The following is a 16,011-nucleotide window of genomic DNA, read 5'->3' on the forward strand; positions in this document are numbered from 1 at the left end:
CCATCGTTGCCTTCTCCCGCAGGCAGGAGAAGGCGACGCGGAGCGCCGGATCGCAGTGCGCGACGATAGCCCGAGCCGGATGGCTCGGGCAGCGGGCTTCAACGCCGGCGACGAGCGTCAGTCGTCGGGATGGCCGTCGTCGATGGTTTCGTCGGCCGCATCGGCCGCGGCGCCCGCGCCGAGGATCACCTCGCGCAGTTCGCGATACAGCTCGCGGAACGAATGCGGCGGCTTGTTGCGCTTGCGCTCTTCCAGCGTGTTGCGCGCGAGTTGGCGCAGACGCTGGCGATCGGCCTGCGGGTATTCGTCGAGCAACGCGGCCAGCGCCGTATCGCCTTCGGCGAGCAGGCGTTCGCGCCAGTTCTCGATGCGGTGCATCGCCGCGACCTCGCGCCGCGCCGCTTCGCCGTCCTCGTCGAGGGCATCGCGGATCGCTTCGAGCACCTCGTCGTCCTCGCGCCGCATCTGCTTGGCCAGGAACGCCAACTGGCGCTTGTGGGCGATGTTGGCGGTGATGCGCTTGCAATCGCGGATGTGCGGCAGCAAGGACTCGGGCACCGGCAGCTTGGACAGCTGGGCCTCGGTCAAGGACACCAGTTTCTCGCCCAGGGCCAGCACCTCCAGCGCCTCGCGCCGGTTCTGGCTCCGGCTGGGGCTGAGGAACTCGCCGGTTTCTTCGTCTCTGCCGCGCATCGCAAAACACCTCTCGTACCGTCAAACTGACCTGAATTCCCGCGCCGCCGACGCGCCGCGTACCGCAAGGATAAGACATTGAACGCAGTCGCCCTCATTCCGACCGCTTCGGCCCACACTTTCGCCGACCCCGAGGCGCGCCTGGACCTGCTCGCCGACCTGTCCCAGCGCCTGCTGGCGGCCGCCAAGGCCCGCGGCGCCAGCCAGGCCGAGGTGTCCTGCTCGGAGGAGGCGGGGCTGAACGTGAACGTGCGCATGGGCGAGGTCGAGACGGTCGAGGCCACCCGCGACCGCGGCATTGCCGTCACCGTCTATTTCGGCCAGCGCAAGGGCAGCGCCAGCACCGCCGACCTGCGCGACGAGAGCCTGGAAGCCACGGTCGAGCAGGCCTGCGCGATCGCCCGCTACACCGAGGACGACGAGGCCGCCGGCCTGGCCGATCCGGCCCTGATGGCGAGCGATCTGCGCGATTTCGACAGCTGGCACCCCTGGGCGATCGACGCCGACCACGCCGTCGAGCTGGCCCTGGCCTGCGAAAGCGCCGGCCGCGACTACGACGCGCGGATCGAGAACTCCGACGGCGCCTCGGTGGGCACCGGCGCCAGCCTCGGCGTGTACGCCAACTCGCACGGCTTCGTCGGCCGCGAGCGCAGCACCCAGCACAGTTTCGGCTGCGCGATGATCGCCGGCCGCGGCGACGCCATGCAGCGCGACGGCTGGTACAGCTCGGCCCTGGCCGCCGACGACCTGGAATCGGCCGCCAGCGTCGGCCGCAAGGCCGGCGAGCGCACCATCGCCCGGCTCGCGCCGCGGCAGATCGCCACCGGCGACTACCCGGTGCTGTTCGCGGCCGAAAGCGCGCGCTCGCTGGTCGGTCATCTGCTCAGCGCGATCAGCGGCGGCGCCTTGTACCGCCAGGCCAGCTTCCTGCTCGACAGCGTCGGCGCGCAGTTGTTCCCGTCCTGGTTCCAGATCGAGGAGCAGCCGTTCCTGCATCGCGGCCTGCGTTCGACGTCCTTCGACGCCGAGGGCGTGGCCACGCGCGAATCGGCCATCGTCAGCGGCGGCGTGCTGCAGCGCTACGTGCTCGGCAGCTATTCGGCGCGCAAGCTCGGCCTGCAGACCACGGCCAACGCCGGCGGAGTGCATAACCTGCAGGTCGCGGCGAATGCCGGCGATTTCCCTGCGATGTTGCGCGACATGGGGCGCGGCCTGCTGGTCACAGAATTGATGGGGCAGGGCGTCAACACCGTGACCGGCGATTATTCGCGCGGCGCCGCCGGTTTCTGGGTCGAGAACGGCCAGATCCAGTATCCGGTCGACGGCATCACCATCGCCGGCAATCTGCGCAAGATGTTCGCCGCGGTCGAAGCGGTCGGCAGCGACGTCGATTACCGCTCGCACGTGCGCACCGGTTCGATCCTGGTCGGCCGCATGACCGTCGCCGGCGAATCGGTCGAAGAATGACCCGCGAATGAACTCATGAACATGAGGTCGCGAGAGTGAGATCGGGTTAGCGGAATCGGGATCGCGTCGCCAAAGCGGCCCGATCCTGTCAACGCAAGCGGCATCAGGGCGTTCATCCTGGAACTCCACTCCTGGGAGGCCGCATGAGTGCAAGCAAGGCGACGGCCGCCAATCGTTTCGGGCTCGGCGCCAAGCCGGGCGAACTCGAAGGCAGCGGCGACGGCCGCGAGATTCTGCTCGCGCAACTGCGCGAGCCGCCCCCGCTCGACGAATTTCACGGCCTGCCGAGCAGCGCCGTGACGATGACGCGCGAATACGAACAGCTCAGCGCCGCGCGCGCAGGCCGGGTCAAGGCCGCGCCGCCCGCGGCGATGGGCGATATGCAGCCCGGTTCCTCGATGAGCGCTGCGGATGCGATGGCGTCGGTTCGGCCTGAGGGCAAGGCCGTCGACGTCGACCAAGCCGGCGAACGCGCCGAGCAGATGCGGCGCGACCTGCGCCGTCGCCAGCTCGACGAATTCGCCGCGCGTTATCGCCATGCCTCGCGCACCGACCGGCCCTTCGTCGAACGCCTGACCCAGTTCTGGTCGAATCATTTCGCGGTCTCGATCGACAAGGGCGATACGCGCTTGTATGCCGCGGCGATGGAGCGCGAAGCGATCCGTCCGCACGTGCTGGGCCGGTTCGAGGACATGCTGCTCGCGGTCGAAAGCCATCCGGCGATGCTGCGTTATCTCGACAATTCGATTTCGATCGGCAACGACTCGGCGGCGGCGCAGCGCGCCGAACTGATGCGTCGCGAACGGCGCGGGCTCAACGAGAATCTGGCCCGCGAGATCCTCGAACTGCATACGCTCGGCGTCGACGGCGGTTATCGCCAGGACGACGTGCTCGAGCTGGCGCGTGCGATCACCGGCTGGAGCACCTTCAATTCGCGCGAAGCCAAGGCCGCCGGCGATCGGATTCCCGACCACGCCTTCACCTTTCGCAAGGCCTCGCACGAGCCAGGCGAACGTCGGGTACTCGGCCGCCGTTACGCCGAAGGCGGGGTCGAGCAGGGGCGGGCGGTCCTGGCCGACCTGGCCAAGCATCCGTCCACCGCCCATCACCTGAGTTTCAAGCTCGCGCGCCATTTCGTCGCCGACCAGCCGCCGCCGGCGCTGGTCAAGCGCATGGCCCAGGCTTATCTGAGTCACGACGGCGATCTGCGCGCGCTGTACCGCGCCTTGGTCGAAAGCCAGGAGTCGTGGGCGGACAACGCGCGCAAGTTCAAGACGCCGAACGATTTCGTGGTCTCGGCATTGCGTGCCGGCGAGTTGCCGGTCGGCAACGATGCGCGCGCCCTGATCAATCTGCTGTCGAGCCTCGGCCAGCCGGTGTTCACCCCGCGTTCGCCGGCGGGCTTTCCCGACACCGCCGCCGACTGGAGCAGCCCCGACGGCCTATGGAAACGCATCCAGGCCGCGCAAATGCTCGCCGCGCGCATCGACCCGAAGGCGTCGGCGCCTTACCAATGCGCGGTATCGGTGCTCGGCAACGCCGCGGTCGACGGCGATTTCGCCATCGGCCTGCGTCGCGCCGGTTCCCTGAGGGACGGCTATGCGCTGTTGTTCGCCAGCCCCGCTTTCCAATGGAGGATCTGAGATGGATTCGCAACGCCGAGGTCTGTTGGCTGCATTCGGCGCGAGCGCACTGCTGACCCTGTTCCCGAACGCGTCGCGCGCCGCCGGCGACGATACGGATACGCGTTTCCTGTTGGTGTTGTTGCGCGGCGGGCTCGACGGCCTGCATTTGCTGCCGCCTTACGCCGATCCGGTGTATGCCGCCTTGCGCGGCGCCGGTGCGGTGGCCGACCCGATCCGCATCGACGCGATGTTCGGCCTGCATCCGGCGATGCAGCAGGCCGCGGCGATGTACCGCGACAAGCAACTGCTGCCGATCGTCGCGATCGCGCCGCCATATCGCGCGCGTTCGCATTTCGATGCCCAGGACTGCCTGGAGAACGGCACCGCGCGGCCGAACGGCGCGCGCGACGGCTGGCTCGGCCGCTGCGTGCAGGCGCTGCCCGGCGAAGCCGGTTTCGCGGTCGCGGCGGTGATGCCGTTGGCGCTGCGCGGCAGCGAGCGCACCAGCAATTGGTGGCCGCCGTTGCCGAAAGGCGTCGACCCGCTGCTGCTGCAGCAATTGCAGCCGCTGTACGCCGCCGATGCGCGGCTCAGCGAGACCTTCGAGCAATCCACCCGCTCGGCGGCGCTGGCCCGCGAAGGCAAGGGCGCGTTCGCGCTGCCCGAGGCCATGCGCATCGCCGCCGAACGCATGAGCGCGGCCGGCGGGCCGCGGATCGGTTTCGTCGAAGACACCGGTTGGGACAGCCATCGCAATCAGGCGCCGCAGTTGGCGCGCAAACTGGCCGAACTCGACCGCGGCCTGGCCGCTGCGCGCGAAGGCTTCGGCTCGGCATGGCCACGCACGGTGGTGGCGGTGGTGACCGAGTTCGGCCGCACCGCGGCGATCAACGGCACCGGCGGCACCGACCACGGCACCGGCGGCATGGCCCTGTTGTGCGGCGGCGCGGTGCGCGGCGGCCGCATCGGCGGCGATTGGCCCGGCCTGGGGCCGGCGCAACTCAACGAAGGCCGCGACCTGCGCGCGACCAGCGACCTGCGCAGTCTGTTCAAGGGCATCGCCGTCGAACACCTGGGGCTGGCCGAGGGCGTGCTGGAAAAGCGCGTGTTTCCGGACAGCCGCGGCATCTCGCCGCTGGCGGGTTGGCGGGCGGGCTAAGCGGCGGCTACGACGGGGTTCGGGGTTCGGTGCCCGCTCGGCGGGCCGAGGTCCGCGTTCGCGGCCTCGCGAGATGGCCGGAAATCGTCCCGGCCGACGTTGCCTCGCCGGCGCCTATAGCGCGGATCGGCGTGGTTAACTGTGACGAAGAAAGGTTTATGATGACCATTAGGGGGCCGAGCCGTGGGCGCGGAACTTTTCTATCGACACCATCCAATCACGTAGGGGAAGCGTAATGAACGATATCAGTCAGGACGAGAAGACTTGGGGCATGCTGGCTCATCTGAGCACGCTGGTCGGTTTGATTATTCCCTTCGGCTCCGTCCTCGGTCCGCTGGTCGTTTGGTTGATCAAGAAGGACACCATGCCGTTCGCGGCGGAACAGGGCAAGGAAGCGCTGAACTTCAACATCACCGTGTTGATCGCTTTCATCGTCAGCGCGATCCTGACCATCGTGCTGATCGGTTTCCTGCTGATGCTGGCCGTCGGCCTGGCTTGGCTGGTCCTGACGATCATGGCCGCACTGGCCGCGAACAAGGGCGAGTCCTACCGCTATCCGATGACGCTGCGCCTGGTCAACTGACCGCGCGCTTCATCGAGGCACGACAAAGGCGGACTTCGGTCCGCCTTTGTTTTGGGCGATATGTTTGCGATGGCGCTTTGTTGTGCGGCCGCTGCCGCAGCGGGAGCAGGGATCAGCGATCGCGTTCTATCGCCATCCGTCCCAGCGCGCGCAGGGCGTGGGCGCGATCGCCGAACGGCTCCAGCGCTTCGTTCATCGCCTGCGCGAGTTCGTCCAGGCGCGCGCGCGAAGCGTCGAGCCCGATCAGCGCCGGGAAGGTCGATTTGTCCTGCGCGGCGTCCTTGCCTGCGGTCTTGCCGAGGGTCTGGCTGTCGCCTTCGACATCGAGGATGTCGTCGCGTACCTGAAAGGCCAGGCCGAGCGCACGCGCATAGCGGTCCAGCGCGTCCAGCGATGCCGGATCGGCGTCGCCGCACAACGCGCCCATGCGCACCGCGGCGCGGATCAGGGCGCCGGTCTTGAGTGCGTGCACGCGCTCCAATGCGGCCACGTCCAGACGCACGCCCGAGCCGGTGGCGTCGATGTCGAGAGCCTGGCCGCCGCACATGCCCGCGACGCCGGCGGCTTCGGCGAGAGTGCGCAGCAGGGCGACGCGGATGCGGTCGTTGCTGTCGGTATCGGCGAGCACGGCGAAGGCCAGGGATTGCAGCGCATCGCCGGCGAGAATCGCAGTGGCTTCGTCGAAGGCCACGTGCACGGTCGGCTGGCCGCGGCGCAGATCGTCGTCGTCCATCGCCGGCAGGTCGTCGTGCACCAGCGAATAGGCGTGGATCAGTTCGACCGCCGTAGCCGGCGCATCGAGCACCGACGGCGCGACTTCGAACAGGGCGCCACTGGCGTGGACCAACAGCGGGCGCATGCGCTTGCCGCCGAGCAGCACCGCGTGCCGCATCGCCATGTGCAGCAGACGCGGTTCGTCGTCGGGCGAGGGCAGCGCACGCGCAAGCGCGGCGTCGGCGCGTGCGCGCCAATCGCGCAAGCTGCCGTCAAGCATCGGTGTCGTTGCCCGGGTAGCCTGGGTGATTGGCTTGAGCGAACGGTTCGGCGCCGGCCGGGTCCTGCGGGTCGGTCAGCAGGCGCACGCGCAGTTCCGCCTGTTCCAGCGCGGTCTGGCAGCGCCGGTACAGGCCGACGCCGCGTTCGTACGCGGCCAGCGAATCTTCCAGGCTCATCTCGCCGTGTTCCATCTTGTCGACGAGTTGCTCGAGGGCGTCGAGCGACTGTTCGAAATCGGCGACGGGCGAGGCTTCGGTAGGGGGTTTACGGGCCATGTGAGAAGTGTGCGGCGGGGGAGGGGCAGGGTCAATGCGGCGGCGCATGCGCGACTGCGCCCAGGTGTCGCAGGTTGCAGCGCTAAAGCGGCCCAGGCCGCGATTCAAGAGCGCCAGGCGGTCAGGCCGCCGCACCGCGCTTCAAGTCCAGAGCAGGCGCGCCCCGCGTTCGCGCAGCCAGGCGTCCATGCGCGCCGACAGCAGCAAGTCGCCGGCCGCCAGCAATTCGCCGTCGGCGCTCGACAGCAAAGGCAGGCGGCGCCGCTCCCACGGCGGCACCCCGAGGTCCTGCAGTACCTGCTTGAGTGCATGGCGATGGCTGCGCCCCGGCAGGGCGATGCGCTCGCCGCCGCGACGGCCGTGGGCGAGACAGGGCGCCTGGAAGCGGTCGGCGCCGTACAGGCGCCACTCGCCGCCATCGGGCAGTGGCAGTGCATGGCGGCCGTCCCATTCGACCTTCCAGTCCTCGGCCAGGGCCGGGCGTTGGCGCTCGGCGTGCAGCAGATCGCGCCAGGCGCGCACGACCGCACCGTGCCAGGCAAATTCGGCTTCGGCGTCGGCGCGCGCGTCGAGCAACTGCGATTCGATCTGCGCCACGCCTTCGGCCGGCAACGGCGGCAAGCCGAGCGTGGCGACCCAACGCCGCAGCACGCGCGCGCGGCGCGCGCTCGGCAGCGCGCGCAGGCCCGAGCGCGATAGCGCCTGCGGATCGAGGCTGCGCACTTGGGCCAAGGCGATCGCATCCTCGCTGTCGAGCAATTCGGCGGCTTGCGCGTTCAAGCGGGCGGAGGTGGCGAAGGCGGCATCGGCCTGCGGCCAGCGTTCGCGCAACGCGGGCAACACGCGATGGCGCAGGAAATTGCGGTCGTAGCCGTGTTCGTCGTTGCTGGGGTCGTCGATCCATCGCAACCGCTGCGCCGACGCATACGCCTGCAAGACTGCGCGCGGCAGATTCAGCAGGGGCCGCCATAGCCTGCCGCGGCCGCAATCGCGCCAGGCGCGCATCGCCGCCAGTCCGTCCGGCCCCGAGCCGCGCAACAGCCGCAGCAGCACCGTCTCGGCCTGGTCGTCGCGATGATGGGCGAGCAGCAGGGTCTCGCCTTCGCCCAGGCCGGCCGCGAAGGCGGCGTGGCGCGCGCGGCGGGCCGCGGCTTCCGGGCCGTCGCCGCCGGCGAGGGCAACCGATACCCGCGAAACGCTGAATTCCAGGCCGAGCCGGGCGCAGTTTTCGGCGCAATGGGCGGCCCAGGCGTCGGCCTGCGGATGCAGCCCGTGATGCACGTGCCAGGCGCGCAGGCCCTGCGCCCGGGCCTGCGGCGAAGCGGCCAAAGCGTGCAGCAGCACGCTCGAATCGAGGCCGCCGCTGTAAGCCACGCACAGCGGCGTCGGCGGCAATGCGGCCAGGGCTTGTGTGATCGCGTCGGCTGTCGGCGGGGGCATCGCGGCATGGTGCCATGGCGGCGGGACGCAGCAACCCACCGATGATGCTGCGCCGGCCGGCGCAGGCGATTAACGTCGTTTCTCCACATTCATAGCAGGCAAACCACCGTGTCCCGGCTTTTCGCTCCGCTGTCGCAACGATCGCTGAAGTTGCGCAACCGTCTCGTCGTGTCGCCGATGTGCCAGTACTCGGCCGTCGACGGGTTGCCGAACAACTGGCATCTGGTCCATCTGGGCAGCCGTGCGGTCGGCGGCGCCGGCCTGGTCATGACCGAGGCCTGTGCGGTGTCGCCGGAAGGTCGCATTTCCGCTGCCGACACCGGCCTGTGGAACGCCTCGCAGGCCGAAGCCTGGCATCGCATCACCTGCTTCCTGCGTTCGCGCGAGGCGGTCGTCGGCGCGCAACTCAACCATGCCGGGCGCAAGGCCAGCGTCGAAGCGCCATGGCTAGGCGGCAAGGCGGTGCCGGCCGACGCGGGCGGATGGACACCGGTGGCGCCATCGCCGTTGCCGTTCCGCGACGATTCGAGCCAGCCGCGCGAACTGCAGCCGATCGAGATCCGCACCGTGGTCGACGATTTCGCCGCGGCGGCGCAGCGCGCGCTGGATTCGTGTTTCCAACTGGTCGAGATTCACGCCGCGCACGGTTATCTGCTGCATCAGTTCCTGTCGCCGTTGTCGAACCGACGCGACGACCGTTACGGCGGCAGTTTCGACAACCGCACGCGCCTGCTGCGCGAAGTGCTGGCGGCGGTGCGCGAGGTCTGGCCCGAGCGCTTGCCGCTGTGGCTGCGGATCTCCGCGACCGACTGGGCCGACGGCGGCTGGGACATCGAACAGAGCGTGGAGTTGGCGCGCATCGTCAAAGAGCTCGGCGTCGATCTGATCGACGTCTCCAGCGGCGGACTGGTGCCGCACGCGCGGATCCCCGACGAACCCGGCTATCAGGTGCCGTTCTCGGCGCGGATTCGCCGCGAAGCCGGCATCGCCACCGGTGCGGTCGGTCTGATCACCGAAGCGGCGCAGGCCGAACGCATCGTCGCCGACGGCGAGGCCGATGTCGTACTGCTTGCCAGGCAGTTGTTGCGCGACCCGTATTTCCCGCATCGCGCCGCACGCGAACTCGGTACGACGACGCACGTGCCGGAGCAGTATCAACGGGCTTGGTGAGGCCCGCGTTTTTGAGATCCGAGTTGCTGAAACCCGCGGATGCAGCTCGCGCAAGCCGGCTTCATTGCGCCGGCTTGCAGGCGATGGGCTTGAGCCGCGTCAATTGCCCCATCGGGTCGCCGTCGATCGCAGCGAGATCGGACTTGGCGAGGGCGGCGACGAAACGCGTGCGGAAGTCGGCCGCATCGCAATAGGGATCGATATAACCCTCGGAGAAATTGAGACTCAAAAGCGCCACGGTCTCTGCCTGGCTCAGGCCTTCTGCAGGCGCGTCGAAATAGGCTTGCGCTGCTTCGTCGAGACCCGTGGTGCCGCGCCCGTAATCGGCGTGTTCGAGCACCATGTCGAGCATGCGCGTCGCCGGCCATTCGCGGCTGAGCTTTATGAACAACGCGGTGTCCTTAAAGTACCAATCGTACGAGTATTGCCGCAGTGCCTCAGCGTTCGAACCCGTGCTGTTGTCGTGGACGATAGGCTGCGATGGCGGCTTTGCCTGCCGTTCGATCAGGTCGCCTGTGTAATTGGAAGCAATTTCGAGCAAGCGTACGTCGGCCGGATCTTGAAGATCCTCGCTCGGGTTGAGCAAGTAACGCGCTCCGAACGCCAGACTGGTGACCGGGTAGGTGATCGCGTTGAGTTTACGTACCGAGATTTCGCCGTGCCCGCCGAGCTGATCCCACAGCAGGGCCCGGGTCGCGTCAGGGTATTGCTTGCTCGGGCCCGGCAGTTGCCCGGGCAGACCGCGCGCGCCGTACCAATAGAGGCCTTGCAGGAACAGGCATAGCGCAGCGACCAGGGCGAATGCGCCGCCGAGCAGCCACTTGATCAGGACTTCCATGTCCGCAGTTCCGGGTTCGCTGGGTCAGGCCGCTTCGTACGCGCCGTAGCCGCGCAGGCGCTCATAACGGCGCTGCAGCAGATCTTCGATCGGCAACGGTTCCAGCGCGTCGAGTTCGTTGAGCAGCACGGCCTTCAGGCGCGTGGCCATCTGTTTGGGATTGCGGTGGGCGCCGCCGATCGGCTCGCGCACGATCTTGTCGATCAGGCCCAGCTCGTACAGGCGCTTGGCGGTCAGGCCGAGCTGTTCGGCCGCGTCCTTGGCCTTCTCGGCGGTCTTCCACAGGATCGAGGCGCAGCCTTCCGGGGTGATGACCGAGTAGGTGCTGTATTCGAGCATCAGGGTGCGGTCGCCCACGCCGATCGCGAGCGCGCCGCCGGAGCCGCCTTCGCCGATCACGGTGCAGATCACCGGGATCTTCAGTTCGGCCATTTCCAGCAGGTTGCGCGCGATCGCCTCGGACTGGCCGCGCTCTTCGGCGTCGATGCCGGGCCAGGCGCCGGCGGTGTCGATGAAGGTCAGCAGCGGCAGATGGAAACGCTCGGCCAGCTTCATCAGGCGCAGCGCCTTGCGATAGCCCTCCGGACGCGGCATGCCGAAGTTGCGCTTGATCTTGCTCTTGGTGTCGCGGCCTTTCTGGTGGCCGATGATGACCACGCTGCGGCCGGCGATGCGGCCGAGGCCGCCGACGATGGCGGTGTCGTTGGCGAAGGCGCGGTCGCCGGCCAGCTCCTGGAACTCGTCGCACATCACCCGGATGTAATCGAGGGTGTAGGGACGCGCCGGGTGGCGGGCCAGCTGCGAGATCTGCCACGAACTCAGGTCGCGGAAGATCTGCGCGGTGCGCAGGCGCAGCTTGTCCTGCAGGGTGTGGATTTCGGCGTCGATGTCGACGGCCGGGCCGCTGCTGGCGTGGCGCAGTTCCTGGATCTTGGCTTCCAGGTCGGCGATGGGCTGCTCGAAGTCGAGGTAATTCGGATTCATGCTCGGGCCGTTGGCCGGGTTGAGGCACAGTCTAGCCCAGGGCGGGGGACCGTACCGAGAGGCATGGGAAAGGACGGAGACGAGAAGCGAGAGCGAGAAGCCGTCTTTACTCGCTCCTCACTCCTCGCGGCTCATTTCTAGCTCTGAGCCCAGGGCTTCGACAGGGTCAGCTTGACCGCCTTCACGCCGGGCTGCGCGCGCAGGGTGCCGACCAGGTCGGCATCGACGCGCACCGACTGGGTGCCGTTGAGGTCGAGCATGCCGGCGGCGCCGTCGCGCAGCAGATCCAGGCGGATCGGGGTCGGGCCGGGGCGCTGCTTGGCGAGCAGGGCGTCGACGCGCTGCCAGGTGCCGGGCACGCGCAGGTCCAGCCGCATCGACAGGCGCTGGGCGTGGCGCGAACACACCTGCGCGTAGTCCCAGCAGCGCGCCGCGCGCAAGGCGAAGCCGCCGCTGAAAGCGTCCTCGCGCAGGCCGCCCTGGATCACCAGCAGGCGGTCGCGGGCCAGCATCGAGGCGAACTCGCTGTAGGTCTCGGAGAAGAACGCGCATTCCAGGCGGCCGCGGCCGTCCTCGATCTGCACGAACATCTGGCTGTCGCCTTTCTTGCGCAAGCCGACCACCTGGCCGGCGACGATCACTTCCAGTTCCGGGCGCCAGCCGCTGCGCGCGCTTTCCGGGCGTTTTTCCCAGATGCCTTCGAGTTCGCCCAGGTCGGTGCCGACCAGGCTGCGCAGCTCGTCGCGGTACGGATCGAAGGGGTGGCCGCTGAGGTAATGGCCGAGGGTTTCGCGTTCGCCGTGCAGGATCTGCGCGAGCGGCCATTCGTCGGCTTGCGGCAGATCCAGATGCAGCGCCGGTGCGGCCGCCTCGAAACCGCCGAACAGCGAGACCTGGCCGGCGGCGCGTTCCTTCGCCAGTTGGTCGGTGGCCTTGAGCACTTCCGGCAACTGCAGCATCAAGGTGGCGCGGTTGCGGCCAAGGCCGTCGAGCGCGCCGGCATGGGCCAGCGCTTCGAGCGCGCGGCGGTTGAGCTTGCCGGTGTCGACGCGCTTGCAGAAATCCAGCAGGTCGTCGAACGGGCCGGCACGGCGCGCTTCGACGATCGCTTCGCAGACGCCGCGGCCGACGCCCTTCACCGCGCCGAGGCCGTAACGGATCGTATTGGCGTCGATCGCCTCGAACATGTAGTCCGATTCGTTGACGTGCGGCGGCAGCACGGTCAGGCCCATGACCCGCGCTTCGTCGAGGAAGTTGACGACCTTGTCGGTGTTGTCCATGTCCGACGAACAGGTCGCGGACATGAATTCGGCGGGGTAGTGACGCTTGAGCCAGCCGGTCTGGTAGGCGACCAGCGCGTACGCGGCCGAGTGCGACTTGTTGAAGCCGTACTCGGCGAACTTCTCCATCAAGTCGAAGATCGGGCTGGCCTGCTTGGCCGGGATGTTGCGCTCGGCGCAGCCGGCCTCGAACTTGGCGCGCTCCTTCGCCATTTCCTCGGGCTTTTTCTTGCCCATCGCGCGGCGCAGCATGTCGGCGCCGCCCAGCGAATAGCCGGCCAGGACCTGGGCGATCTGCATCACCTGTTCCTGGTAGACGATGACGCCGTAGGTCGGCCCCAGCACCGGTTCCAGGCTGTCGTGCGGGTAGGTGACCTCGGCGTTGCCGTGTTTGCGGTCGACCCAGTCCTTGTCCATCCCCGAGCCCAGCGGGCCGGGACGGAACAACGCGGCGAGCGCGATGATGTCTTCGAAGGTGTCGGGCTTGGCGCGCTTGAGCAGCTCGCGCATGCCGCGCGATTCGAACTGGAACACCGCGACCGTGTCGCCGCGCGCGAACAACTCGTAGGTGGCCTGGTCGGTCAGCTCGAGCGCGGTGATGTCGAGCGGTTCCTGGCCTTCGCGGGCGCGGCGCTTGTTGATCGCGCGCACCGCCCAATCGATGATCGTCAGCGTGCGCAGGCCGAGGAAGTCGAACTTGACCAGGCCGACGGCTTCGACGTCGTCCTTGTCGAACTGGGTCACCGGGCTCTTGCCGCGGCCCTCGCCGTCGTGTTCGGCGAACAGCGGGCAGAAGTCCGACAGCGGGCTCGGCGCGATCACCACGCCGCCGGCGTGCTTGCCGGCGTTGCGGGTCAGGTCTTCGAGCTCGCGCGCCAGGTCGAGCAGGTCGCGCACGTCGTCTTCGCTGCGGTAGCGCGCGATCAGTTCGCTGGAGGCTAGCTCCGGGTTCTTGATCGCCGCTTCCGACTCGCCCAGGGCGTCGTCGAGCGAGATGCCCAGCGTGTTGGGAATCAGCTTGGCGATGCCGTCGACGAAACCGTAGGGATGGCCGAGCACGCGGCCGGCGTCGCGCACCACCGCCTTCGCCGCCATGGTGCCATAGGTGATGATCTGGCTGACGCGGTCGCGGCCGTACTTCTGCGCGACGTAGTCGATGACCTCGTCGCGCCGGTCCATGCAGAAGTCGATGTCGAAGTCGGGCATCGACACGCGTTCGGGATTGAGGAACCGCTCGAACAGCAAGTCGTAGGGCAGCGGGTCGAGATCGGTGATGCCGAGCGCCCAGGCGACCAGCGAACCGGCACCGGAACCGCGGCCCGGGCCGACCGGGATTTCATGATCCTTGGCCCAGTTGATGAAGTCTGCGACGATCAGGAAGTAGCCGGGGAACCCCATCTTGATGATGACGTCCAGCTCGATTTCCAGACGCTCGTCGTAGACCTCGCGGGTCTTGCCCGGCGCCAGCGGATTCTTTTCCAGGCGCTTGATCAGGCCTTCGCGCGATTGCGCGCGCAGCCAGGATTCGATGGTGTGCTCGTCCGGCACCGGGAAGTCCGGCAGCGCGTACTCGCCGAGCTTGAGCTCGACGTTGCAGCGCGTCGCCAAGGCCAGGGCGTTGTCGACCGCGTCGGGCACGTCGGCGAACAGCTCGCGCATTTCCTCGGTCGACTTGACGTACTGCTCGGCGCTGTAGTCGCGCGGGCGCTTGGGGTCGTCGAGCACCCGGCCGGAGGCGATGCACACGCGCGCTTCGTGCGCCTCGTAGCCTTCGCGGTCGAGGAAGCGGGCGTCGTTGCTGGCGATCAGCGGCAGGCCGCGTTTGCTCGCGGCCTGCATGGCGAAGGCGTTGAAGGCCTCTTCGCCGTCGCGCTGGCTGCGGGTCAGTTCCAGGTGCAGGCGGTCGCCGAACACGCCTTGCCAGTCGACCAGCCAGGCATGGGCGAGTTCGACCCGGTTGCTGGCGGCGAGACGGCCGGCCAGGCTGTGACGGCCGGCGAGGGCGAACAGGCCCTGGTTGTCTTCGCGCAGCCATTCCGGGCGCAGCACCACGCCTTCGGTGCGGTGGCCTTCCATCCAGGCGCGGCTGAGCAGGCGCGACAGGGTCAGGTAGCCGCCGCGGTCGCGGCACAGCAGGGTCAGGCGCGAAGCGGTCTCGTTGCCGTCGGCCAGGCCGACGTCGGCGCCGATGATCGGCTTGATGCCGGCGCCTTCGCAGGCCTTGTAGAACTTGACCGTGGCGAAGAGGTTGTCGATGTCGGTCAGCGCGACGGCCGGTTGGCCGAGCGCGACGCAGCGTTTGACCAGTTCGCCGATGCGGATCGTCGAATCGGCGAGCGAGTATTCGCTGTGCAGGTGAAGATGAACGAATGGAGCGGACATGCGTACCGTTTCTGCGGCCGTACCGGGTGGATTCAAGCCGTGGGACGGCAAGCGGATTGCGTGCCGAACAGCAGGGTATCAGCCCGGTGGCCGGCGGCAAGCCTTGACAGGCTTGGATGGCCGCCCAGAGGTCGATCTCGCCGGGTTGCGACAAGGCCGTATTCGGCCGGCGGAGGGACGGTATCGCCTGCTGTTCAAGGGCCCGGTCATGGGCCCGTTGACTGGCCCGTTACTCGGCCGTTATTCGGCACCGTGGCGGCGCCGGCGAACCGGGCGCCGATGGCGGGCATCGGTGCCGATTCGTCGCGCCGGCGGGCCGGCCGACGCTCAGGCGATCCGGAACACCGGTTCGGGCGAGCGTCCGTTCGCGTAGTGGCTGTCGTTGACCCGGGCGTTGTGCTGCAGCAGCGACAACTCGGCGATGCGGTCGCGGACCCAGGCCGCGCGTTGCTCGGCGTCGTCGCCGCTGGGGTGCTCGATGCGCCGGTAGATGCAGAAATCGCGGTAGTCCTCGGCCTCGGCGGCGAACGCCGGCCAGGTCAGCTCGATCAGCAGCACATCGTCGAGCAGGCCGAGCAGGGGCACCTTGTCCGGGATCAGGTCCTGGTCGTTGTCGACGTAGGCGAACAGCTTGGCCAGGCGCGCCTGCATCGCCGCGTCGCTGTCCCAGGCCGGGTCGGCGGCCATCGCGCGCAGGTCCAGCAGGCTCTGCATGCGCTCGTCGACGACGCGGCGGGCTTCGCTGGCCGGCAGCGCCGCCAGCCAGCCGGCCAGGCGCTGCAGGCGCGCGGCGTCGACGCGCGCGGCATCGGGGTGCAACTCGTGCACCAGGGCATCGAAAGCGGCGATCGCGGCGGGGGTGATCGCCATGGCCGGCTCGTAGCCGACGCGGTTGTGCGGCAGGGCGCTATCGCGCTCGAACGGCAGCGGCTCGGAAGTCGGAGTGGGATGAGGCATGCGCATGAAACACCTCGCGTCCGGCCGGATAAGAAGGGCGGGATGCGCGCCGCGGGCCGGAGGCGACGCGAACCTGGAGAGCTTGCGAATTCACTCTGCGCCTGACGGCAGTGTGGGCGCGCCGGTATGAAGTCGTTGTGACCACTGGCACGGGATGCGTAT

General features: G+C 68.5%; 13 protein-coding genes. 5 read left to right on the forward strand and 8 right to left on the reverse strand.

The features are described 5' to 3' along the window. Positions 1 to 117: 117 nt before the first annotated feature. Positions 118 to 693 carry a ribosome biogenesis factor YjgA gene (yjgA, locus tag LC490_RS03640; protein ID WP_031372520.1) on the reverse strand — a complete coding sequence of 192 codons (576 nt, stop codon included), beginning with the start codon at positions 691 to 693 and terminating at the stop codon, positions 118 to 120. 96 nt (positions 694 to 789) lie between these two features. Between yjgA and pmbA the strand changes: the two genes are divergently transcribed. The 4 genes from pmbA to LC490_RS03660 all read left to right on the forward strand — a co-directional run bounded on the left by pmbA (position 790) and on the right by LC490_RS03660 (position 5,527). After that, entirely contained in the window at positions 790 to 2,160 is a 1,371-nt protein-coding gene (gene pmbA / locus LC490_RS03645; RefSeq protein ID WP_223619607.1) for a metalloprotease PmbA, read from the forward strand. Between the two features lie 143 nt (positions 2,161 to 2,303). Beyond that, complete coding sequence (locus LC490_RS03650) at positions 2,304 to 3,803, forward strand: DUF1800 domain-containing protein (protein WP_031372522.1); 1,500 nt, start codon at positions 2,304 to 2,306, stop codon at positions 3,801 to 3,803. A 1-nt stretch (position 3,804) separates the two neighbouring features. Beyond that, positions 3,805 to 4,944, forward strand: a complete 1,140-nt coding sequence (locus LC490_RS03655; RefSeq protein ID WP_031372523.1) for a DUF1501 domain-containing protein — start codon at positions 3,805 to 3,807, stop codon at positions 4,942 to 4,944. 235 nt (positions 4,945 to 5,179) lie between these two features. Further along, positions 5,180 to 5,527 carry a DUF4870 domain-containing protein gene (locus tag LC490_RS03660; RefSeq protein ID WP_031372524.1) on the forward strand — a complete coding sequence of 116 codons (348 nt, stop codon included), beginning with the start codon at positions 5,180 to 5,182 and terminating at the stop codon, positions 5,525 to 5,527. Between the two features lie 112 nt (positions 5,528 to 5,639). Here the strand turns inward: LC490_RS03660 and ispA are convergent, their stop codons facing one another. The 3 genes from ispA to tilS form a co-directional block, all read right to left on the reverse strand. Further along, positions 5,640 to 6,521, reverse strand: a complete 882-nt coding sequence (gene ispA / locus LC490_RS03665; RefSeq protein WP_031372525.1) for a (2E,6E)-farnesyl diphosphate synthase — start codon at positions 6,519 to 6,521, stop codon at positions 5,640 to 5,642. Beyond that, a complete protein-coding gene (locus LC490_RS03670; protein WP_031372526.1) occupies positions 6,514 to 6,798 on the reverse strand; it encodes an exodeoxyribonuclease VII small subunit in 285 nt (94 codons plus the stop codon). The genes ispA and LC490_RS03670 overlap by 8 nt, the downstream gene beginning before the upstream one ends. 141 nt (positions 6,799 to 6,939) lie before the next feature. Next, entirely contained in the window at positions 6,940 to 8,238 is a 1,299-nt protein-coding gene (gene tilS / locus LC490_RS03675) for a tRNA lysidine(34) synthetase TilS (RefSeq protein WP_223619333.1), read from the reverse strand. Positions 8,239 to 8,346: 108 nt separating this feature from the next. Between tilS and LC490_RS03680 the strand changes: the two genes are divergently transcribed. Next, a complete protein-coding gene (locus LC490_RS03680; RefSeq protein WP_223619334.1) occupies positions 8,347 to 9,408 on the forward strand; it encodes an NADH:flavin oxidoreductase/NADH oxidase in 1,062 nt (353 codons plus the stop codon). 61 nt (positions 9,409 to 9,469) lie between these two features. Here LC490_RS03680 and LC490_RS03685 read toward each other — a convergent pair whose 3' ends face one another. From LC490_RS03685 to LC490_RS03700, 4 genes are all read right to left on the reverse strand, one after another. Continuing rightward, positions 9,470 to 10,246, reverse strand: coding sequence for a transglycosylase domain-containing protein (locus tag LC490_RS03685; protein ID WP_223619335.1), 777 nt, complete (start codon positions 10,244 to 10,246; stop codon positions 9,470 to 9,472). 24 nt (positions 10,247 to 10,270) lie between these two features. Then, positions 10,271 to 11,230 (reverse strand): acetyl-CoA carboxylase carboxyltransferase subunit alpha, encoded by a 960-nt coding sequence (locus tag LC490_RS03690; RefSeq protein ID WP_031372530.1) that lies wholly within the window; start codon positions 11,228 to 11,230, stop codon positions 10,271 to 10,273. A gap of 137 nt (positions 11,231 to 11,367) precedes the next feature. Next, positions 11,368 to 14,892 (reverse strand): DNA polymerase III subunit alpha, encoded by a 3,525-nt coding sequence (dnaE, locus tag LC490_RS03695; RefSeq protein ID WP_223619336.1) that lies wholly within the window; start codon positions 14,890 to 14,892, stop codon positions 11,368 to 11,370. A 327-nt stretch (positions 14,893 to 15,219) separates the two neighbouring features. Continuing rightward, a complete protein-coding gene (locus LC490_RS03700) occupies positions 15,220 to 15,855 on the reverse strand; it encodes a hypothetical protein (protein WP_036148876.1) in 636 nt (211 codons plus the stop codon). Between the last annotated feature and the right edge of the window lie 156 nt (positions 15,856 to 16,011).

Origin of the sequence: Lysobacter sp. ESA13C (assembly GCF_019970005.1) — a bacterium.
In the GTDB taxonomy this organism is placed as follows: domain Bacteria; phylum Pseudomonadota; class Gammaproteobacteria; order Xanthomonadales; family Xanthomonadaceae; genus Lysobacter; species Lysobacter antibioticus_B.

Coding starts and splice junctions, on each gene's coding strand:
- dnaE (WP_223619336.1), bottom strand. CDS start 14,892: ATGTCCGCTCCATTCGTTCATCTTCACCTGCACAGCGAATACTCGCTC.
- ispA (WP_031372525.1), bottom strand. CDS start 6,521: ATGCTTGACGGCAGCTTGCGCGATTGGCGCGCACGCGCCGACGCCGCG.
- LC490_RS03700 (WP_036148876.1), bottom strand. CDS start 15,855: ATGCGCATGCCTCATCCCACTCCGACTTCCGAGCCGCTGCCGTTCGAG.
- yjgA (WP_031372520.1), bottom strand. CDS start 693: ATGCGCGGCAGAGACGAAGAAACCGGCGAGTTCCTCAGCCCCAGCCGG.
- LC490_RS03690 (WP_031372530.1), bottom strand. CDS start 11,230: ATGAATCCGAATTACCTCGACTTCGAGCAGCCCATCGCCGACCTGGAA.
- LC490_RS03650 (WP_031372522.1), top strand. CDS start 2,304: ATGAGTGCAAGCAAGGCGACGGCCGCCAATCGTTTCGGGCTCGGCGCC.
- LC490_RS03670 (WP_031372526.1), bottom strand. CDS start 6,798: ATGGCCCGTAAACCCCCTACCGAAGCCTCGCCCGTCGCCGATTTCGAA.
- LC490_RS03660 (WP_031372524.1), top strand. CDS start 5,180: ATGAACGATATCAGTCAGGACGAGAAGACTTGGGGCATGCTGGCTCAT.
- LC490_RS03685 (WP_223619335.1), bottom strand. CDS start 10,246: ATGGAAGTCCTGATCAAGTGGCTGCTCGGCGGCGCATTCGCCCTGGTC.
- tilS (WP_223619333.1), bottom strand. CDS start 8,238: ATGCCCCCGCCGACAGCCGACGCGATCACACAAGCCCTGGCCGCATTG.
- LC490_RS03655 (WP_031372523.1), top strand. CDS start 3,805: ATGGATTCGCAACGCCGAGGTCTGTTGGCTGCATTCGGCGCGAGCGCA.